This window comes from Pseudacidovorax sp. NFM-22 (assembly GCF_021401245.1).
In the GTDB taxonomy this organism is placed as follows: Bacteria; Pseudomonadota; Gammaproteobacteria; order Burkholderiales; family Burkholderiaceae_C; genus Xenophilus.
The window spans coordinates 71,576-89,968 of record NZ_JACBFY010000006.1 but is presented as its reverse complement, the minus strand read 5'-3'; the positions used below and the strand labels follow the sequence as shown (position 1 = coordinate 89,968).

The window sequence follows — 18,393 nt, the reverse complement described above, 5'->3', positions numbered from 1 at the left end:
CGTGACGCCCGGCAAGCGACTCTTCCTCTCGGCGATGCTTGTACAGGGCCTGCTGCTGGCAGGCTGCGGCAGCGCGCCACCGCGGCCCGACCGCTTCAACTATCCCGCGCTCACACCCGACCAGGCCAGCGACATCGCCATCCACGCCCTGGGCCTGGTCGGCACACCCTACCGCTATGGCGGCAACACGCCCGACGGCGGCTTCGATTGCAGCGGGCTGATCGGCTATGTCTACCGCACCCGCGCCGGCCTCGTTCCACCGCGCACCGTGGCGCAGCTGGACGAGTTCGGCGAGCCGGTGCGCGTCGACGCGCTCCGCACAGGTGACCTCGTGCTCTTCGGTCGCGGCCGGCCCACGCACGCCGGCATCTACGTGGGCGGCGGGCGCTTCGTGCACGCGCCGTCGACCGGCGGCACGGTGCGGCTGGATCAACTTGCCGGCGTGTACTGGGCCAAGCAGCCGGTGAGCGCCCGGCGGCCCTGACTCGTCGCGCACCACGGCAGCCCGGCCGCGCGCGGCATCGGCCTCAGTCGATGCGCACGCCCCGCGTCTTGATCACCTGGCCGTAGCGGGCCTTGTCGGCATCGATCACCTGCTGCAGCTCGGCCGCGGTGCTGCCGCGCGGCGTGGCGCCCTGCGCGATCAGCGCCTCCTTCACCTCGGGCATGCGGGCCACCTCCTGCACGGCCGTGGAGAGCCGCTCGACGATGGCCGGCGGCGTGCCGGCCGGCGCCATCACGGCCGTCCACGAGCCGGACTCGGCATTCGGCACGCCCAGTTCGGCAAGCGTCGGCACGTCGGGCATGGCGGGCGAGCGCTGGGCGCTGGTCACGGCCAGCGCGCGCAGCTTGCCGGCCTTGACGTAGCCCGAGGTCTCCAGCACCGAGGCGAAGAGCATGTCCACATGGCCGGCGATCAGGTCCGCCATGGCCGGCCCGCCGCCCTTGTAGGGCACATGCCGCAGCTCGATGCCCGTGGCCTGCTGGAAGATCTCGCCCGTGAGGTGCGGCGATCCGCCGTTGCCCGAGCTGGCGAAGGTGTACTTGCCCGGCGCGGCCTTGGCCAGTGCCACCAGCTCCTTGGGCGTGCGCGCCGGCAGCGCGGTGTTGATGACGAAGGCGAAGGGCAGCTCGGCGAACAGCGACACCGGTGCGAAGGCCTTGTCCGGGTCGTAGGGCATCTTGTAGAGCCAGGGGTTGATGGACTGCGTGCCCACGTTGCCGAAGAAGAGCGTGTAGCCGTCGGGCTTGGCCTTGGCGACCAGGTCGGCGCCCACCAGGCCGCCGGCACCGGCGCGGTTCTCCACCACCACCGACTGGCCCAGCTTGGCACTGAGCCGCGTGGCCAGCAGGCGCGCCGCGATGTCGGTGCCGCCGCCGGGCGAAAAAGGCACGATCAGCGTGACCGGCCGCACCGGCCAGGCCGGCTGCGCCAGCGCGCCCCATGGCGCCAGGACGGCCAGGGCCGTGGCCGTGGCCGTGGCCGCCAGCAGGGCGCCGCGGCGCCGAAGGAAAGGTCTTGTCTCCATGGGATCTGCTCCTCGTTGGTCTGTGGATTCGTCGAAGGCTGCTTGAGTCAGGCCGAGCCCGGCACCGGCACGCGGACGCGGCCGGTGGCGAAGTAGCTGGCCAGGTTGTCCATCACGAGGTCGGCCATGGCCTGGCGGGTCTCGTGCGTATTGCTGGCCACGTGGGGCAGCAGCACCACGTTGTCCATGGCGAACAGGGCCTCGGGCACCTGGGGCTCCTGCTCGAAGACGTCGAGCCCGGCGCCGGCGATGCGGCCCTGCTGCAGGGCCTGAACCAGCGCCGCCTGGTCGACCACGGTGCCGCGCGACACATTGACGAGGAAGCCCTGCGGCCCCAGCGCATCGAGCACCGCGGCCGAGATCAATCCGCGCGTGGCGGGCCCGCCGGCACTGGCCACGACCAGGAAGTCCGCCCAACGCGCCAGACCCTCCAGCGTGGGCTCGTAACCGTAGGGCACGTCGTCCACCGTCCGGCGGTTGTGGTAGCGCACGTCCATGTCGAAGCCGCTGGCACGCCGGGCGATGACACGGCCGATGCGGCCCAGGCCCACGATGCCCAGGCGCTTGCCGCTGACGCGGTGGCTGAGCGGAAACTGCCCGCGCAGCCAGTCGCCCCGGCGGGTGAAGCGGTCGGCCGCGCTGAAGCGGCGCGCCACGTCCATCACCAGGCCGAAGGCCGTGTCGGCCACGCAGTCGTTGAGCACGTCGGGCGTGTAGCCCACTGCGATGCCGCGCTCGCGGGCCCGCTCGACGTCGATGGTCTCGAAGCCCACGCCGAAGTTGGAGATGACGCGCAGCGAGGGCAGCCCATCGATCAGCGCCCGCGGCGCACCGATGCGCGCCGTGCAGGCGATACCGTCGAACTGCGCGCCCTCCGCTGCCAGGAAGGCCGCCGGGTCGGGCTGGGCCTGCAGCAGCGTGAGCCGGTAGGTGGCGGCCAGCGCCTGTTCGAGCTGCGGGAGCAGCGGGCCGTTCTGGAGGATGCGGGGTCGGGTGTCGAGGGTCATGGTTCTCGCAAAGTGCGCCCGGGCGACCGTCGCCGGGCTGCGTTCGTCAAGGGCGCACGGCCGCTCATTCGGGCTGGATGCCGGCCTGGCGGGCCACCTGCGCCCACTTGGCCATCTCGCTGGCGATGAAGGCGCCGAACTGCTGCGGCGTGCCGCCGCCGGGCTCCATGCCGGCGTTCTGGAAATGCTGGCGCACCTCGGGCAGCGCCAGGATGCGGTCGACCTCGGTGTTCAGCCGGCCGATGGCCGCCGCCGGCGTGCCGGCCGGCGCGAGCAGGCCGCCCCAGGTGCTGGTCTCGTAGCCGGGCAGGCCCGCCTCGGCCATGGTGGGCACGTCGGGCAGCATGGCCACGCGCCGCGGCGTGGTCACGGCCAGGGCGCGCAGCTTGCCGGCCTTGACCTGGGCATTGACCGCCGCCAGCGTGTCGAACATCAGCGCCACGCGGCCGCTCATCAGGTCCGGATGGGCCAGCGTGCTGCCCTTGTAGGGAATGTGCGTGAGGTCCAGCCCCGCCATGCTCTTGAACAGCTCGCCCGAGAAGTGCGGCGCGCCGCCCGAGCCGCTGGAGGCGAAGGCCAGTTGGCCCGGCCGCGCCTTGGCATAGGCGACCAGCTCCTGCACGCTGCGCACCGGCAGGCTGGGCGCCACCACCAGCACCAGCGGCACCACATGGGTCAGCACCACGGGCTCGAAACTGCGCAGCGTGTCGAAGGGCAGCTTGCGCACCATGCTCGGGTTGATGGCATGGCTGCTGGCCACCAGCGCCAGCGTGTGGCCGTCGGGCGGGCTCTTGGCCACGAAGTCGGTGCCGATGATGCCGGTGGCCCCGGCGCGGTTGTCCACCACCACCGGCTGGCCCCAGGCCTCGGAGAGCTTCTGGCCGATCAGGCGGGCGGCCAGATCGATGGCACCGCCCGGCGAGGCGGGCACCACGATGGTCAGCGAGCGGCTGGGAAAGGCCGTCTGCGCCGCGGCCGGCAGGGCCCAGGCGGCGGCGCTGGCGCCCAGGGCGCCGAGCAGGTGTCTGCGTTGCATGGCGCGCGCCCTTTCAGTCGGCGGTCGCGCCGGACTTCTTCACCAGCTCGGCCCAGCGCGGGATCTCCTGCGCCATGAAGTCGCGCAGCTCCTCGGGCGAGCTCGCCACGATCTCCATGGCCAGCTGGCCTTCGAGCTTGTCCTTGACGTCGGGCTGGCGCAGGGCCTTCACGATCTCGGCATTGAGGCGCTGCACGATGGGCTTGGGCGTGCCCTTGGGCGCATACACGGCCTGCCAGGACGACATCTCGAAGCCGGGCAGGCCGGCCTCGATCATGGTGGGCAGTTGGGGCTGCAGCGCGATGCGCTTGGCGGTGGTCACGGCCAGCAGCTTGAGCTTGCCGCTCTGCACCAGCGGTAGGGCCGCCGTCACCTGGTCGAACATGAAGGGCACCAGGCCCGCGGCCACGTCGGTCATGGCCGGCGGCGTGCCCTTGTAGGGCACGTGGGTCAACTTGACGCCGATGGCGTCCGCGAACATCTCGCCCGCCAGGTGCGTGGAAGTGCCCGCGCCCGACGAGGCGAAGTTGCGCTTGGACGGATCCTTCTTGAGCAGTGCCACCAGCTCGGCCACCGAGTTGACGCCCAGCTGCGTGTTCACGATCAGCACGTTGGGCAGGCGGGCCGTGAGGCAGACCGGCTCGAAATCCTTCACCGGGTCGTAGGGCAGCTTGCGGTACAGGCTGGCATTGATGGCATGCGTGCTGATGGTGCCGCCGAAGAGGGTATAGCCATCGGGCGCGGCCTTGGCCACGTAGGCGGCGCCGATGCCGCCGGCCTGGCCGGGGCGGTTGTCCACCACCACGGACTGCTTGAGGCTCTCGCCCAGCTTCTGTGCCAGGGTGCGGCCGACAATGTCGGTGGAGCCGCCCGGCGTGAAGGGCACCACGTAGGTGATGGGCTTGGCGGTGGGCCATTCGCCCTGGGCAAAGGCCAGGCTGGGCAAAGTTAGGGCGATGCCGGCCTGCAGGGCCTGGCGGCGGTTGATGGTCATGGTGTCGTCTCCGTTGTTGTTCGATGGGTGCGGGCCTGCGGGGCTCAGCGGCCGCGCTCGGCGCGCCAGGCGGCGAAGTCGCTGCGGCTCTGCTCGTCCGTGGGCGGGTACAGGCCGAGGATGGAGCGGCCTTCCATCACCTTCTCCTGCACGAAATCCTCGAAGGCCGTCATCTCGGTGGCCTCGGCCGCGATCTCGTCGGCCAGGTGGGCCGGGATGACAACCACACCCTCGGCATCGCCCACCACCACGTCGCCCGGGAACACCGGGGCATCGCCGCAGCCGATGGGGCCGTTGATCTCGATGGCCTCGTGCAGCGTCAGGTTGGTCGGGGCACTGGGCCGCAGGTGGTAGGCCGGCATGTCGTAGCGCGCGATGTCGGGGCTGTCGCGAAAGCCGCCGTCGGTGACCACGCCGGCGACGCCGCGCTTCATCAGCCGCGCGACCAGGATGCCGCCGGCCGAGGCGGCGCGCGCGTCCTTGCGGCTGTCGATCACCAGCACGGCGCCGGGCGGGCACTGCTCCACGGCCTGGCGCTGCGGATGGTTGCGGTCGAGGAAGACGTCGATGCGGTTGCGGTCCTCGCGCGCCGGCATGTAGCGCAGCGTGAAGGCCTCGCCCACCATGTTGGGCAGGCCGGGGTTGAGCGGACGCACGTCCTGGATCATCTGGTGGCGCAGGCCGCGCTTGAACAGCGCGGTGCACAGCGTGGCGGTGCTGACCTTCATCAGCAGCGCGCGGGTCTGGTATTTCACGGAGGGCTCCTGTCGGAAGAAGAGGAAGTCGGTGCGGGAGGCACGGGCGCGCTGCAATCCGCGCCCAGTTGGCGTCAGAAGATGTCCGGCTCCGGCACGGGCCGGCCGAAGCTGGTCTCGAGGAAGTCGAAGTCGCAGCCCTCGTGGGCCTGCTTGATGTGGCGGCCGAACATCCAGCCATAGCCGCGCTCGTAGCGCGCCGGCGGCGGGGCCCAGGCGGCGCGGCGGCGGGCGAGTTCCTCGTCGTCCACATGCAGGTGGATGCGGCGCGCAGGCACGTCCACGCTGATGCGGTCGCCGGTCTGCACCAGTGCCAGCGGGCCGCCGACCGCCGCCTCAGGCGAACAGTGCAGCAGGCAGCCGCCGTAGCTGGTGCCGCTCATGCGCGCATCCGACAGCCGCAGCATGTCGCTCACGCCCTGGCGCAGCAGCTTGGTGGGGATGGGCAGCATGCCCCATTCGGGCATGCCGGCGCCGCGCGGGCCGGCGTTGCGCAGCACCAGGATGTCCTCGCCGGTGACGTCCAGCGCCGGGTCTTCCACCGCCTTCTTGAGCGAGGGATAGTCGTCGAACACCAGCGCGCGGCCGGTGTGCTGCAGCAGGTGCGGCGCGCAGGCGCTGGGCTTGATGACCACGCCATCGGGCGCCAGGTTGCCGCGCAGCACGGCCAGCGCGCCCTCGGCATAGATGGGGTTGTCCAGCGGCCGGATCACGTCCGCGTGGTGCACCTCGGCACCGGCGATGTTCTCGCCCAGCGTGCGGCCGTTGACGGTGAGCGCCTCGGTCTGCAGGTGGCCGCGGATCGCCTCCAAGAGGGCGCGCAGGCCTCCGGCGTAATAGAAGTCCTCCATCAGGTAGGCATCGCCGCTGGGCCGGATGTTGGCGATCACCGGCACGCGGCGGCTGGCGGCGTCGAAGTCCTCCAGGCTCACCGGGTGGCCGGCGCGGCGCGACATGGCGATCAGATGGATGATGGCGTTGGTCGAGCAGCCCATGGCCATGGCACAGGCGATGCCGTTCTCGAAGCTGGCGCGGCTGAGCAGGCGCGCGGGCGTGAGGTCGTCCCACACCATCTCGACGATGCGGCGGCCGCAGTCGGCGCTCATGCGGATGTGGTTGGCATCGGCGGCCGGAATGCTGCTCGCGCCCGGCAGCGTCAGGCCCACGGCCTCGGCGATGCCCATCATGGTGGCGGCCGTGCCCATGGTCATGCAGGTGCCGTGGCTGCGGGCGATGCCGGCCTCCATCTCGCGCCAGGCGGTCTCGTCCAGGCGGCCGGCGCGGCGCTCGTCCCAGTACTTGAAGGCGTCGGAGCCGGAGCCCAGCACGCGGCCCTTCCAGTTGCCGCGCAGCATGGGGCCGGCCGGCAGGTAGATGAAGGGCAGGCCCATGCTGGTGGCGCCCATCACCAGGCCGGGCGTGGTCTTGTCGCAACCGCCCATGAGCACGGCGCCGTCCACCGGATGGCTGCGCAGCAGCTCCTCGGTCTCCATGGCCAGGAAGTTGCGGTAGAGCATGGAGGTGGGCTTGACCATGCTCTCCGACAGCGAGATGGCCGGCAGCTCCAGCGGCCAGCCGCCGGCCTGCAGGATGCCGCGCTTGACGTCCTCCACCCGCTGCTTGAAGTGGCTGTGGCACTGGTTGGCATCGCTCCAGGTGTTGACGATGGCGATGACGGGCTTGCCCATCCAGTCCTCGTAGCCATAGCCCATCTGCAGCACGCGCGAGCGGTGGCCGAAGGAGCGGAAGTCGTCAGGGGCGAACCAGCGCGCGCTGCGCAGGCTCTCGGGGGTGCGGCGGGTCATGAAGGGGCGTGTCTCCGATGCCGCCGGTGTTCGTCGATCCGGCGGTCGAGGCGCATTGAAACACTAATATATTAGTGCGTCAAATGCCAGAATCCGGGCGCTGATGGCTCCCCTGTCCAGGACCCGACTCGACCGCACGCGCCTGGCCGCGCCGCAGGTGCTCGAAACGCTGCGCGGCGCGATCCTCGCGCTCGACCTCCCCCCCGGCTCGGTGCTCGCGCGCCAGGAGCTGGCCGACCATTTCGGCGTGAGCCAGACGCCGGTGCGCGAGGCCCTGCTGCGCCTGGCCGAGGAAGGGCTGGTGGACGTGTTTCCGCAGCACGCCACGCTGGTCAGCCGCATCGACATCGCGGCCGCGCGGCAGGCGCACTTCCTTCGCCGCTCGCTGGAGCTGGAGCTGGTGCACCAGCTGGCGACGAGCGCGCCGCCCGATCTTCTGGCGCGGCTGAAGGCCACGCTGACGCAGCAGTCGGCCCTGGCCAAGGCCCAGCGCTACGGCGACTTCGTGGACGCCGACCGCGACTTCCACCGCCTGATGTACGAGGCGGCCGAGGTGCCCGACCTGTGGACGCTGGTCAACAAGGCCTCGGGCCATGTGGACCGGCTGCGGCGGCTGCACCTGCCCACGGCGGGCAAGACCGAGTCGATCCTGCGCGACCACCGCGCCATCGTGCGCGCCATCGAGGCCGGCGACCCGGCCGCCGCACAGCAGGCGCTGCGCACGCACCTGTCGGGCACGCTCAGCGCGGTGGACGAAATCTGCCGGCAGTACCCGGACTACGTGCTGGCCTGAGCGCAAGCCTGCCCGTTGCACGTTGCACGTTGCCCGTTGCCCGTTGCCCGTTGCCCAGGCACGTCAGTTGAGCCGTTCGCCCTGAGCTTGTCGAAGGGCTTTGCCAGGCGCGTGCCCGGCTTCGACAGGCTCAGCCCGAACGGCTTTCGATCAGCCCAAACGGTCTTTGGCTCGCTGACTGGCGTTGGGCCCCAGGCCCACGCCCCGAGGCTCAGTACTTCTTGCCGAAGTTCGCCGCAATCCGCTGCTTGAGATAGTCGCCCGCCGTGATGGACGGGTACTTGCCAGAGGGCGATTCGATCAGCGCGTCGCGGTTGGCCTGGCAGAAGAAGGCGATGCTGTAGCGCGGGCCCATGTACTCGCCCGGCAGCGGGTTGCGCACGCGGTGGAAGTTGCTGGGCAGCTGGTCGTCGCTCCAGCGCATGAGCATGTCGCCGATGTTGCAGGTGATGACGTCCTCATCGGGTGGGATGGAAGTCCACTCCTGCTTCTCGAATTCCTTGCCCGGGCACACCTGCAGCCCACCCTGGCCCTGGCGCTGATACAGGATCGTCAGGCAGTCGAAGTCGGTATGCGCACCGGCGCGCCAGAGGTCCAGGTTCGCCTGCGCCTCGGGCGGGATGGCGTAGTAGTGCAGCAGGCGCAGCGTGCTCTGGTACTCGGCGCTGGACTTGTCGTGGGCGCGCGTGAAGAACTCGGTGTCGAAGCCCAGCTTGAGCGCGAAGCAGGACAGCACCTTCATGCCGATCTCCCAGCTCTTCTGCTCGAAGGCCAGCATGGCGGCCTTGAAGCCGGGCAGCTCCGCCTCGGTCGGAAAGAGCGGGCCCATCAGCGGCAGCGTGATCTGGTAGCTCTCCTTCTGGTCGGCGGTGCCGGTCGACGGCCGCACCTGGGCCTTGCTTTCCCAGCCGGCGTTGTTGGCCAGCGGGTACTGGGCCTTCACCGCATCGGGCAGCGCGAAGAAGCGTTCGGCTTCGGCAAAGGCGGCGCGGATGTCGGCCAAGTCGATGCCGTGGTCCACCAGCTGGAAGAAGCCGACGTCGACGGCGGCGTCCCACAGCTGGTCGGCGATCTCGGCGCGGCGGGCGTCGAAGTCGGCCAGGCTGATGCGGCGGACTTCGCGGGTGTTGGTCTCGGAGCCCATCGCGCCCATGCGCGATTCCTTTTCAAGCTCGGCAAGGGCGAAGTCGGGGGCGGTGGTGGCGATGGCGGTCATGGTGGGGCTCTCCGTGAGTGGGTGGAAGGAAAGATGTCCGTCCGTCGGAGACCATGGAGGGCGGGCTTCGGGCTGCTGTTGCATCCTGATCGCGCCGCGCCACGGTGCACGTGGGCAGGACGTCAAGAGCAATTCCCGGGCCGCTGACACCTGCCGGTGCGGCAGGCGGGCGTTGCTGAACGCTTCTACTCTTTGGGCCGCGATTATGGGCGGCGCACCCCGGGGCGCGGCAAGCGTTTTGTGCGCTTTCCGAGATCGACCAAGGGTCTCTTGCGCCAAGCCGGGGCGCGACCAACCAGGGCGGTGCGCGCGTTGCCATACCTGCACCACACGCGAGCGCTAATGAGTCAAGCCCAGCCGGCGCGGGCGCGCAGGCATTGCGACGCGCGCGGCATGGATCGTGCTGAAACCCTTGCAGGAGTAGAAGCGTTCAGCGGCCCCACCCGGAGCCGCCCGGAAATTGCTCTGGCATCCCCGCGTCTGGCCCATGGCCCGCGAGGCTTTCCAACGCATCCTTTCGAAGACCGCACCATGCTGCACCGCCGCTCCCTCCTGGCCGCCTCGGGCGCCGCCACCCTGCTTGCCGCCACGCCCTTCGTGCGGGCCCAGGGTTCCCTGCAGAAGTTCAAGTTCAACCTGGGCTGGAAGGTCGAGGCCACGGCCGCCGGCTTCCTGCTGGCGCAGCAGCGCGGCTACTACAAGGACGCCGGACTGGACGTCGCCATCGACACCGGCAACGGCTCGGCCGCCGCCATCAGCCTGGTGGGCAGCGGCGCCTACGACTGCGCCTCGGCCGACCTGGCGACCATGGTCGAGTTCGACGTCAACAACCCCACGGCCGGCCTCAAGGCCGTGGCCATCCAGTACGACCTGAACCCCAACGCCATCCTCGTGCGCAAGGACGGCCCCATCAAGAAGCCCACCGACCTGGCGGGCAAGACGCTGCTGGGCCAGCCCTTCAACGCCTCGCGCAAGCTGTTCCCCGTCTTCGCCAAGGCCCAGGGCTTCGATCCGGCCAGCGTGAAGTGGGAGAACGTGGCACCCGACATCGGCGACACCCGCTTCGTCAAGGGCGACTTCGATGGCGCGGGCTACTTCTACTTCACCGGCCTGCTCAACCTCAAGCTGCGCGGCATGGGGCCGGAGCAGATCACGGCGTTCCGCTTCTCCGACTACGGCATGAAGTCGTACGGCAACGGCCTGGTCGCCAACGCGAAGAGCATGGAGAACGCCGAGGCCATGAAGGCCTTCGTCAAGGCCACCACGCGCGGCTGGATCGAGGCCATGGCCGACACCAAGGCCGGCGCCGCCGCCATCAAGGCCCGCGAGCCGCTGGCCAACGAGGCCATCGAGCACGAGCGGCTGCAGCTGATCGTCGACGGCAGCATGAGGACGCCCGGTACGATGGCCCACGGCTGGGGCGCCGCGACGCCCGAGCGCCTGCAGGCCACCATCGACGAGACCGTCGCCGCCTTCGGCCTGAAGGGCTCGCCCACCGTGGCCGACATCTGGACCGACCGCTTCCTGCCCGCGGCCGCCGACCGCAAGCTCAAGGCCTGAGCGCGTACGAGGCCGTCATGACCATCCCCGTCATCGACCTGGACGGCGCGCTCGCCCTGGGCGGGCCGCGCAGCGCCGAGGTGGCCGCGCAGATGCGCGCCGCCGCCATGGCCTCGGGCTTCTTCTACGTGCGCCACCACGGCGTGCCGGCCGAACAGGTGCAGGCCCAGTTCGAGCTGGCCCGCCGGCTGCTCGACGTGCCCATGGCCACGCGCGAAGCGCTGGAGATGCACAAGTCGCCCGCGATGCGCGGCTACGAGCTGATGGGCGCGCAGACGCTGGATGCGGCGGCGCGGCCCGACCTGAAGGAAAGCTTCTACTGCGGCATGGCCTACCCGGCCGACCATCCCTATGTGCTGGCCGGCTACCAGACCTACGGCCACAACCAGTGGCCGGCCGAGGTGCCCGAGGCGCCCGCCCGGTGCGAGGCCTACATCCAGGCCATGCTGGCCCTGTCGCGCCGGTTGATGCAGCTGATGGCCCTGTCGCTGCAGCTCCCCGAGACCTGGTTCGACGCCACCAGCGACAGCCCCATGGTCACGCTGCGCATGATCCGCTACCCCGCCCATCCCGAAGGCGCGGACGAGCGCACCTTCGGCGCCGGGGCCCACACCGACTGGGGCGCCATCACCATCCTGGCGCAGGACGGCCATGGCGGCCTGGAGGTGCAGATGCCCGGCGGCGACTGGCTGCCCGCCACGCCCGTCGACGGGTGCTTCGTGGTCAACCTGGGCGACATGATCCCGCGCTGGACCAACGGTCTGTACCACTCCAACCCGCACCGCGTGCGCAACCTGCATTCGGGCGGCGCGCCGCGCTATTCCATCCCCTTCTTCTACGAACCCGACTACCTGGCCCGCATCGAGGCGGTGCCCGGCACCGTGCCCGCGGGCGAGGCGCCGCGCTTCGCGCCCTGCACCGCTGGCGAGCACCTGGTGGAGATGTACCGCCGCACCTACGGCATCGCCGCCGCGGCCTGATGCGGCGGCGCGCCGCGCTGCCGGCGCCGGCCCGTGCCGCTGTCGCGAACAAGTACTCACAGTCGACACAAGGCCTTGATCCAGCGTCACACTTATTTGTGAATTAAGTCACAGAATCACGGCTCGCACAGGAGGTGGCGATGTCGCTCGAATACCTGGCTCGCATCGAGAAGGAACGCTTTCCGCTGGCCGTCCGACAGACGGCCGAGGTGGACCACGTGCTGCTGCTGAAGGCCGCCCAGCTGATCACCGCCAGCGTGCCGGCTGTAGGGCCTTTCGGGCCGGGCTCCGCCCGCGAGGCGGTCGTCTTCGGCATCACCGAGCTGGGCCTGCGCACCCTTCGCCAGTCGACGCTGCCGCCCGAGGCACCGCTGCACCGGCAGGAGCGTTCGCTGGACTTCGACGCCTGATCGTCCGCGCCCGCGCCCGCGCCCGCGCCCGCGCCCGCGCCGATTGATCCTGTCCTTCCCGCCGGCTTCATCGCAGGCCGTCCACCGTCGCCAAGCCTGGCGCATTGAAATCCCTGTCCCGTGCCCACCGCGCGCTTTCCGGCGCGGCTGGCATGCCTCCTGCAGTCTGCGGCGACCGGCCGTTCTGCCTCTCCCCCTTCGTTCCGCGGCAACTGCCCGCCGCCTTCCCTGATGTCTTCTGCCTCCCTGCTTCCCCCGGAAGTCGCGCTCGACGAACGCGACGGTCGCTACCTGCGCAAGGCCATCGGCTGGTCGCATGCCGGCCGCCGCCGCGGCAACCGGCCCTTCGGCGCCGTCATCGTTTCCGAGGACAACCGCGTGCTGACCGAGGATTACTGCAACAGCGGCGAAACCGGCGACGTGACCGGCCATGCCGAGACCAACGCCATCCGCAAGCTCGCCGGCCTGGGCCTGGGCCGCGAGGTGCTGGCCAAGGCCACCCTCTATTCCTCGGCCGAGCCCTGCGTGATGTGCGCGGGGGCGATCTTCTGGTCGGGCATCGGCCGGGTGGTGTTCGGCATCGACGCCGAGCGGCTGCGCGAATTCCGTGGCGAGCGCTCGGACCAGCGCGATGCCGAACTCTCCTGCCGCGACGTGTTCCGCGCCTCACCGCATGCCATCGACTGCCTCGGCCCCGCCTTGATCGACGAGGCCGGTGCGGCGCACGTCGGGGCGTGGAAGGCCGCATAACCTGAGCGGCTTCATTCCGGACGCGTTTCCGGCCGCCGCACTGCGATGCCGCGACGCAGTCGTCGGCGGCAGGCCGTCTGTGCGGCCCGTGCCGCCGGGATCGCACTTTCTGCCTGCTTAGACTCCCCCCGATGCCCTGGCACGCCCGACTCTCCATCGACTATGCCGCGCGCGACGGCCGCAGCGTGGCGCGTTTCCGCCACGACGGTCCGCTGCGCATCCTGCAGAGCCTCTACCCTGAAGGCGACGCCATCTGCCACAACGTGCTGGTGCACCCACCCGGCGGCCTGGTGGGTGGCGACACGCTCGACATCCGCGTGACGGCCGCTGCCGGCAGCCACGGCCTGGTCACCACACCGGGCGCATCCCGCTTCTACCGCAGCGAAGGCGAAGCCGCAGTGCAGCAGACGCAGCTGCAGGTGCAGGCCGGGGCACGGCTGGAATGGCTGCCGCTGGAAGCCCTGTGCTACAGCGGCTGCCAGGCCCACAACCGCCTGCGCCTGGATGTGGCACCGGGCGGCGAACTCATCGGCTGGGACGTGACGGCCCTCGGCCTGCCCCATGCAGGCCAGCCCTTCGTGGCGGGCCGCCTGCAGCAGCACCTGGAGGTGCCCGGTGTCTGGCTGGAGCGAGGGCGCATCGAGGCGGGCGATGCCCCGTTGCTCGACGGTGCGCTGGGCCTGGCCGGTCGGCGCTGCCTTGCCTCGCTCTTCCATGTGAGCGGCACGCCCATCCCTCGCGAACGGCGCGAGGCCCTGCTGGAGATCGCACGCACCCGCATCGACAGCCACGCCCTGGGCGAGACCGCGGGCGCCACCAGCCCGCAGCCCTCGGTGATCGTCGTTCGGGTGCTGGCGCCGGTGGTCGAGCCGGCGATGCAGCTGCTGCGCGGCATCTGGACCGACTGGCGCCGCGAACTGTGGCGGCTGGACGGGGCGCCACCGCGCATCTGGTCCACCTGAGCCGGCCCATTGCCGGCATGGGCCCGGCATCGGTCGTCACGCGTGGCCGGGCGGCCGGGGCGTGGGGCGTGGGGCTTCCGGCCCGTCTCGCCGGCTACGCAGGAAACGGCGCGGGCAGCGGCTCCGGCGAGGGCGACGGCGGCACGGGCGGCGCCGGCTCCGTGCCGGGCGGGAAGGGTTCGGTCAACGGCGGCACCGGGGTGGGCTGCGGCGGATCGATGACGGGCACCGGGTCGCCCATTGCCAGTAGTGCGTCGTGCCCGCGCTTCATTGGCGATCCTCCTGCTGCTGGCGACGTTCGTCGCCCAGCTTTTCCATCATCTTCTCGCCCACCGGGTCCTTGCCGTCGAGGGGCACGGATTCTTCCTGGGTGACTTCCGGCTCGTCCTTGTAATGCGTGCCGGGCGAGGCCTTGTCCTGGCGGGACGTCTCGCGCTGCGGCGACGAGGTGGGCGTCGCGCCTTGCGCGGCGACGTCCTGGGAGGGGTCTTGGGCTTGGGTCATTGGCACGACGCTGCGGCCGGGCGCCCGGGTCCGTCTACGTCCATTCGCCACATCGCCTGTCAGCCATGGCCGACGCCTCCGCGTCCCGGGCCGCGCTAGCGTGGCCCGCTGATCGGAGCGCCATGACGACCCTTGCCACTTCTGCCTCTCCCTCGGCGCCTGCAGGCGCCGACATCCCCGCACGACTGGACCGACTGCCCTGGTCGCGCTGGCACTGGCGCGTGGTGATCGCGCTGGGCATCGCCTGGGTGCTCGACGGGCTGGAGGTGACGATGGTCGGCTCCATCGGCGGCGTGCTGGAGCGCGGCGACACCCTGGGCCTGACGGCCGCGCAGGTGGGCCTGGCCGGCTCGCTCTACGTGGCGGGGGCGGTGACCGGTGCGCTGGTCTTCGGCCGCATGACCGACCGGCTGGGCCGCAAGAAGCTGTTCATGCTCACCCTGGCCGTGTACGCCGCTGCGACCTTCGCCACCGCCTTCTCGCCCACCTTCGCGGTCTTCGCGGTCTGCCGCTTCTTCACCGGCCTGGGCATCGGCGGCGAATATGCGGCGATCAACTCCGCCATCGACGAGCTGGTGCCGGCGCGGGTGCGGGGCCGGGTCAATCTGGCGATCAACGGCAGCTTCTGGCTGGGCGCCGCGCTGGGCGCGGGGCTGGCGCTGGTGGTGCTCGACCCGCGGGTGTTCGGCCCGGTGTGGGGCTGGCGGGTGGGCTTCGCGCTGGGTGCGTTGCTGGCCCTGGCCATCGTGCTGATCCGCCGCCATGTGCCCGAAAGTCCGCGCTGGCTGGCCGCGCACGGGCGGGCGGCGGAGGCCGAGCGGATCCTGGCCGACATCGAGGCCCGGGTGGCGCGGGAGCACAGGCCGCTGCCGCCGCCGGCCGTGCATGCGCCGGTGGGCCACCGGCCCAGTCCCAGCCTGCGCGAGGTGGCGCGCGTGCTGCTGGTGCACTACCGCCAGCGCAGTGCGGTGGCGCTGGGGCTGATGCTGTCGCAGGCCTTTTTCTACAACGCGATCTTCTTCACCTATGCGCTGGTGTTGACGCGCTTCCACGGCGTGGATGCGTCGCGGGTGGCGCTCTACATCTTTCCCTTCGCGCTGGGCAATGTGCTGGGGCCGCTGCTGCTGGGACCGCTGTTCGACAGCGTGGGCCGGCGGCGGATGATCGCCCTCACCTATGCGGGCGCGGGCGTGGGCCTGGCGCTGACGGGCGTGGCCTTCATGGCGGGCTGGCTGGATGCATTGACGCAGGCGCTGGCCTGGTCGGCGGTGTTCTTTCTGGCCTCGGCGGCGGCCAGTTCGGCCTACCTGACGGTGAGCGAGGTGTTCCCGCTGGAGATGCGGGCCATCGCGATTGCGCTGTTCTATGCGGTGGGCACGGGTGCGGGGGGCTTCGTGGCGCCCTGGCTTTTCGGTGCGCTGATCGAGACGGGCAGCCGCGGGGCGGTGGCCATCGGCTACGGCATCGGTGCAGCGCTGGTGATCGCGGCGGGGCTGGCGGCGCTGCGCTGGGGCGTGGATGCGGAACGGCGCACGCTGGAGGAGATCGCGCCGCCGATGGAGGGGGCGCGGCGGGGGTCTTGAGCCGGTCGGGTGGGTGGGGCAGTCCGGGGGGACTGTTGCCAGTCGTAGGGACGATCTGAAAGCACTGGGTTCGCAAGTCGTGAGGCGATCTCAAGGCCTGGGTTCGCAAGTCGTCGCGGCGCTCTGAAGGCCCGGGTCCGCAGGTCGTCGGGGCGCTATGAATGCCTGGGTTCGCAGGTCGTCGGGGCGGTAACCCGGCAGAGGGCGCCGGCATGCGCGCTCCCGGTGCACGCTCGCGCTGACCGGCTTGCCTCACCACACGGGTGCGCGCTCTCCACCGACGTGCTTGCCGCACTGCACGGCGCCGCGAATGGCACCTCCGCACGCACACCGGCACCCTCCGCCTCGACGCTGCGCGCGAGCCCTCCGTTTTTTGGATCCTGGGTCTTTGGCGCCGTTGGGTCTTTGGGTCTTTGGGTCTTTGGGTCTTTGGGTCTTTGGGTCTTTGGGTCTTTGGGTCTTTGGGTCTTTGGGTCTTTGGGTCTTTGGGTCTTTGGGTCTTTGGGCCGTTGGGCCGTTGGGCCGTTGGGCCGTTGGGCCGTTGGGCCTTTGACACCATTGGATCTTTGGCGTTGTTGGGTCTTGGGGTGCTCTGGACCCTTCGGGCGCAGGAGCTAATGCCGGCCAGTCAAACCCAACCCGTTCGGGCTGAGCCTGTCGAAGCCCCTCCCCTAGCGGTTGCATGGAGGCGGCTCAGGAGCGCCGCTCATATACCCAGCGCGCCGCTCTGCCCTTCGACAGGCTCAGGGCGAACGGAGTGAGGACCTGGGCGGCCGAACCCGGCCGTTCGGGCGCAGCGTCGAGGCGGAGGGTGCCGGTGTGCGTGCGGAGGTGCCATTCGCGGCGCCGTGCAGTGCGGCAAGCACGTCGACGGAAAGCGAGCACCCGCCGTGTGCACCAAGCCGGTCAGCGCGAGCGTGCACCGGGAGCACGCATGCCGGCGCCCTCCGCCGGTTAGCACCCCTGCCGGTGGTCATCCGACGAAGTTGGCACTTGGCAGATCAAGCAACAGGAGTCGTGGGCCAGCCAATGAGCAAGCCACCCAGGCCAACCACCGAACACACGCAATCCCGGCTCACCATCCAATACGAAGCGCCCAGCAGAAGCGCCCGCCAAGACAACGAACTCACGCCAGCCGCGCCCCCCGCGACGTGCGACGCCCATCTGCCAGGGCCGCCGCGAACAGCGCCAGCCCGGCCAGCGCCAGCAGCGCGCCCACCCAGCCCGTCGAGGTCCATCCAAGACCCGCGTCGATGGCCACGCCGCCGAGCCACGCGCCCAAGGCGTTGGCCATGTTGAAGGCCGAATGGTTCAGGGCCGCGGCCAGGGTCTGGGCGTCGCCGGCCACGTCCATCAGCCGGATCTGCAGCGCCGGGCCGATGGCCACCAGCGTGCCGACCAGCAGGATGTTGATCGACGCCGCGACCGGGTGGTGGGCCGTGACCGAGAAGGCCGCCAGCACGACCGCCGCATAGGCCAGGATGCCGCCGATGGTCGGCATCAGCGCCCGGTCGGCTAGGCGCGCGCCGACCAGGTTGCCCGCCACCATGCCGACACCGAACAGCGCCAGCACCAGCGGCACACGGCCCACCGACAGGCCGGCCACCTCGGTCAGCGTGGGCTTGACGTAGCTGAACACGCAGAACATGCCGCCGAAGCCGATGGCCGCGATACCCAGGGTGAACCACACCTGGCGCCGGCGCAGCGCGCCCAGTTCGCGCATGGGGCTGGCCCCCTGCGCCGCCGCCATGTCGGGCACCCACAGGCGGATCATCAGCACCGCCGCGGCGGCGATGAGCCCGACGAAGACGAAGGCCGCGCGCCAGCCGAAATGCTGGCCCAGCCAGGCCGCGATGGGCACGCCCACCAGCGTGGCGCCGGTCAGGCCCAGCATCACCAGACCGACCGCGCGCGCCCGCTGCCCGGGCGGTGCCAGGGCCGCCGCCACCAGCGCCGCGACGCCGAAATAAGTGCCGTGCGGCAGGCCGGTCAACAGCCGCAGGCCCAGCAGCGACAGGTAATCCGGCGCGAGGGCGCTGGCGATGTTGCCGATGGCATAGAAGGCCATGAGCGCCATCAGCAGCACACGGCGGCGCCAGCCCGCGGCCAGCGCCGCCAGCACCGGCGCACCCACCACCACGCCCAGCGCATAGGCGCTGATCGCATGACCGGCCTGCGGAATGCTGGTGCCGATGTCGCGCGCCACCTCGGGCAGCAGGCCCATGATGACGAACTCGCCCGTGCCGATGGAGAAACCGCCCAGGCCCAGGGCGAGCACGGCCCGCAATAGCGTGCGTTCGGATTGGGCGTCGGCGAGGTAAGCGGCGGAAGTCATGGGCAAGGCGCGGGACAGAACAGGGCGCAGGACGCCGGCCGGCATTGCCAATCGGCAAGCGGAACCGGTGGTCGGCCAAGGATGAGGGAAAACCCGGAAATCGCCGACCCTAACAGCGTCGGCGGGCATGGCGGCGACAGAGGGGCGAATCCGGGTCGGCAGGCGGGGTCTTCC

The 18,393-nt window shown here is 70.7% G+C and carries 17 protein-coding genes; 8 read left to right on the top strand and 9 right to left on the bottom strand.

The genetic code is table 11. From position 1 onward, the window contains the following. Nucleotides 1–34 precede the first annotated feature (34 nt). Nucleotides 35–484 carry a C40 family peptidase gene (locus tag L0984_RS20695; protein WP_234196639.1) on the top strand — a complete coding sequence of 150 codons (450 nt, stop codon included), beginning with the start codon at nucleotides 35–37 and terminating at the stop codon, nucleotides 482–484. A gap of 43 nt (nucleotides 485–527) precedes the next feature. On the opposite strand, the gene L0984_RS20690 is transcribed toward L0984_RS20695, so the two are convergent. The 6 genes from L0984_RS20690 to araD all read right to left on the bottom strand — a co-directional run bounded on the left by L0984_RS20690 (nucleotide 528) and on the right by araD (nucleotide 7,126). Continuing rightward, nucleotides 528–1,529, bottom strand: coding sequence for a Bug family tripartite tricarboxylate transporter substrate binding protein (locus tag L0984_RS20690; protein ID WP_234196007.1), 1,002 nt, complete (start codon nucleotides 1,527–1,529; stop codon nucleotides 528–530). A gap of 47 nt (nucleotides 1,530–1,576) precedes the next feature. Continuing rightward, the gene (locus tag L0984_RS20685; RefSeq protein WP_234196006.1) at nucleotides 1,577–2,536 is read right to left on the bottom strand and encodes a 2-hydroxyacid dehydrogenase; all 960 of its coding nucleotides are present in this window, start codon (nucleotides 2,534–2,536) and stop codon (nucleotides 1,577–1,579) included. A gap of 64 nt (nucleotides 2,537–2,600) precedes the next feature. Next, nucleotides 2,601–3,572, bottom strand: a complete 972-nt coding sequence (locus L0984_RS20680) for a tripartite tricarboxylate transporter substrate binding protein (protein WP_234196004.1) — start codon at nucleotides 3,570–3,572, stop codon at nucleotides 2,601–2,603. A gap of 13 nt (nucleotides 3,573–3,585) precedes the next feature. Further along, nucleotides 3,586–4,566, bottom strand: coding sequence for a Bug family tripartite tricarboxylate transporter substrate binding protein (locus tag L0984_RS20675; protein ID WP_234196002.1), 981 nt, complete (start codon nucleotides 4,564–4,566; stop codon nucleotides 3,586–3,588). Between the two features lie 44 nt (nucleotides 4,567–4,610). Then, a complete protein-coding gene (locus L0984_RS20670; protein ID WP_234196000.1) occupies nucleotides 4,611–5,321 on the bottom strand; it encodes a ribonuclease activity regulator RraA in 711 nt (236 codons plus the stop codon). Between the two features lie 74 nt (nucleotides 5,322–5,395). Beyond that, nucleotides 5,396–7,126 (bottom strand): L-arabinonate dehydratase, encoded by a 1,731-nt coding sequence (gene araD, locus L0984_RS20665; protein WP_234195998.1) that lies wholly within the window; start codon nucleotides 7,124–7,126, stop codon nucleotides 5,396–5,398. Between the two features lie 103 nt (nucleotides 7,127–7,229). On the opposite strand from araD, the gene L0984_RS20660 reads away from it, so the two are divergent. Beyond that, complete coding sequence (locus L0984_RS20660; protein WP_234195997.1) at nucleotides 7,230–7,919, top strand: GntR family transcriptional regulator; 690 nt, start codon at nucleotides 7,230–7,232, stop codon at nucleotides 7,917–7,919. A gap of 211 nt (nucleotides 7,920–8,130) precedes the next feature. On the opposite strand, the gene L0984_RS20655 is transcribed toward L0984_RS20660, so the two are convergent. Continuing rightward, entirely contained in the window at nucleotides 8,131–9,135 is a 1,005-nt protein-coding gene (locus L0984_RS20655) for an isopenicillin N synthase family dioxygenase (RefSeq protein ID WP_234195995.1), read from the bottom strand. A 531-nt stretch (nucleotides 9,136–9,666) separates the two neighbouring features. Between L0984_RS20655 and L0984_RS20650 the strand changes: the two genes are divergently transcribed. The 5 genes from L0984_RS20650 (at nucleotide 9,667) to L0984_RS20630 (ending at nucleotide 13,797) form a co-directional block, all read left to right on the top strand. Then, complete coding sequence (locus L0984_RS20650) at nucleotides 9,667–10,695, top strand: ABC transporter substrate-binding protein (RefSeq protein ID WP_234195993.1); 1,029 nt, start codon at nucleotides 9,667–9,669, stop codon at nucleotides 10,693–10,695. A gap of 17 nt (nucleotides 10,696–10,712) precedes the next feature. After that, nucleotides 10,713–11,675: an isopenicillin N synthase family dioxygenase gene (locus L0984_RS20645; RefSeq protein ID WP_234195991.1), complete on the top strand. Its 963-nt coding sequence runs from the start codon at nucleotides 10,713–10,715 to the stop codon at nucleotides 11,673–11,675. 140 nt (nucleotides 11,676–11,815) lie between these two features. Beyond that, on the top strand, nucleotides 11,816–12,085 hold the full coding sequence (locus tag L0984_RS20640; protein WP_234195989.1) for a hypothetical protein: 270 nt from the start codon (nucleotides 11,816–11,818) through the stop codon (nucleotides 12,083–12,085). Between the two features lie 231 nt (nucleotides 12,086–12,316). Then, nucleotides 12,317–12,835, top strand: coding sequence for a nucleoside deaminase (locus L0984_RS20635; protein ID WP_234195987.1), 519 nt, complete (start codon nucleotides 12,317–12,319; stop codon nucleotides 12,833–12,835). A 131-nt stretch (nucleotides 12,836–12,966) separates the two neighbouring features. Then, complete coding sequence (locus L0984_RS20630; RefSeq protein ID WP_234195985.1) at nucleotides 12,967–13,797, top strand: urease accessory protein UreD; 831 nt, start codon at nucleotides 12,967–12,969, stop codon at nucleotides 13,795–13,797. A gap of 267 nt (nucleotides 13,798–14,064) precedes the next feature. Here L0984_RS20630 and L0984_RS20625 read toward each other — a convergent pair whose 3' ends face one another. Further along, complete coding sequence (locus tag L0984_RS20625) at nucleotides 14,065–14,301, bottom strand: hypothetical protein (protein ID WP_017758568.1); 237 nt, start codon at nucleotides 14,299–14,301, stop codon at nucleotides 14,065–14,067. A gap of 122 nt (nucleotides 14,302–14,423) precedes the next feature. Between L0984_RS20625 and L0984_RS20620 the strand changes: the two genes are divergently transcribed. Continuing rightward, nucleotides 14,424–15,884 (top strand): MFS transporter, encoded by a 1,461-nt coding sequence (locus L0984_RS20620; RefSeq protein WP_234195983.1) that lies wholly within the window; start codon nucleotides 14,424–14,426, stop codon nucleotides 15,882–15,884. Between the two features lie 1,126 nt (nucleotides 15,885–17,010). Here L0984_RS20620 and L0984_RS20615 read toward each other — a convergent pair. Next, nucleotides 17,011–18,219 carry an MFS transporter gene (locus L0984_RS20615; RefSeq protein ID WP_234195981.1) on the bottom strand — a complete coding sequence of 403 codons (1,209 nt, stop codon included), beginning with the start codon at nucleotides 18,217–18,219 and terminating at the stop codon, nucleotides 17,011–17,013. Between the last annotated feature and the right edge of the window lie 174 nt (nucleotides 18,220–18,393).

Bases quoted from the DNA above. Each gene is read 5' to 3' on its own strand.
- L0984_RS20675 (WP_234196002.1), bottom strand. From the start codon at position 4,566: ATGACCATCAACCGCCGCCAGGCCCTGCAGGCCGGCATCGCCCTAACT.
- araD (WP_234195998.1), bottom strand. From the start codon at position 7,126: ATGACCCGCCGCACCCCCGAGAGCCTGCGCAGCGCGCGCTGGTTCGCC.
- L0984_RS20630 (WP_234195985.1), top strand. From the start codon at position 12,967: ATGCCCTGGCACGCCCGACTCTCCATCGACTATGCCGCGCGCGACGGC.
- L0984_RS20685 (WP_234196006.1), bottom strand. From the start codon at position 2,536: ATGACCCTCGACACCCGACCCCGCATCCTCCAGAACGGCCCGCTGCTC.
- L0984_RS20680 (WP_234196004.1), bottom strand. From the start codon at position 3,572: ATGCAACGCAGACACCTGCTCGGCGCCCTGGGCGCCAGCGCCGCCGCC.
- L0984_RS20690 (WP_234196007.1), bottom strand. From the start codon at position 1,529: ATGGAGACAAGACCTTTCCTTCGGCGCCGCGGCGCCCTGCTGGCGGCC.
- L0984_RS20695 (WP_234196639.1), top strand. From the start codon at position 35: ATGCTTGTACAGGGCCTGCTGCTGGCAGGCTGCGGCAGCGCGCCACCG.
- L0984_RS20650 (WP_234195993.1), top strand. From the start codon at position 9,667: ATGCTGCACCGCCGCTCCCTCCTGGCCGCCTCGGGCGCCGCCACCCTG.
- L0984_RS20620 (WP_234195983.1), top strand. From the start codon at position 14,424: ATGACGACCCTTGCCACTTCTGCCTCTCCCTCGGCGCCTGCAGGCGCC.
- L0984_RS20615 (WP_234195981.1), bottom strand. From the start codon at position 18,219: ATGACTTCCGCCGCTTACCTCGCCGACGCCCAATCCGAACGCACGCTA.
- L0984_RS20660 (WP_234195997.1), top strand. From the start codon at position 7,230: ATGGCTCCCCTGTCCAGGACCCGACTCGACCGCACGCGCCTGGCCGCG.
- L0984_RS20625 (WP_017758568.1), bottom strand. From the start codon at position 14,301: ATGACCCAAGCCCAAGACCCCTCCCAGGACGTCGCCGCGCAAGGCGCG.
- L0984_RS20635 (WP_234195987.1), top strand. From the start codon at position 12,317: ATGTCTTCTGCCTCCCTGCTTCCCCCGGAAGTCGCGCTCGACGAACGC.
- L0984_RS20645 (WP_234195991.1), top strand. From the start codon at position 10,713: ATGACCATCCCCGTCATCGACCTGGACGGCGCGCTCGCCCTGGGCGGG.
- L0984_RS20640 (WP_234195989.1), top strand. From the start codon at position 11,816: ATGTCGCTCGAATACCTGGCTCGCATCGAGAAGGAACGCTTTCCGCTG.
- L0984_RS20655 (WP_234195995.1), bottom strand. From the start codon at position 9,135: ATGACCGCCATCGCCACCACCGCCCCCGACTTCGCCCTTGCCGAGCTT.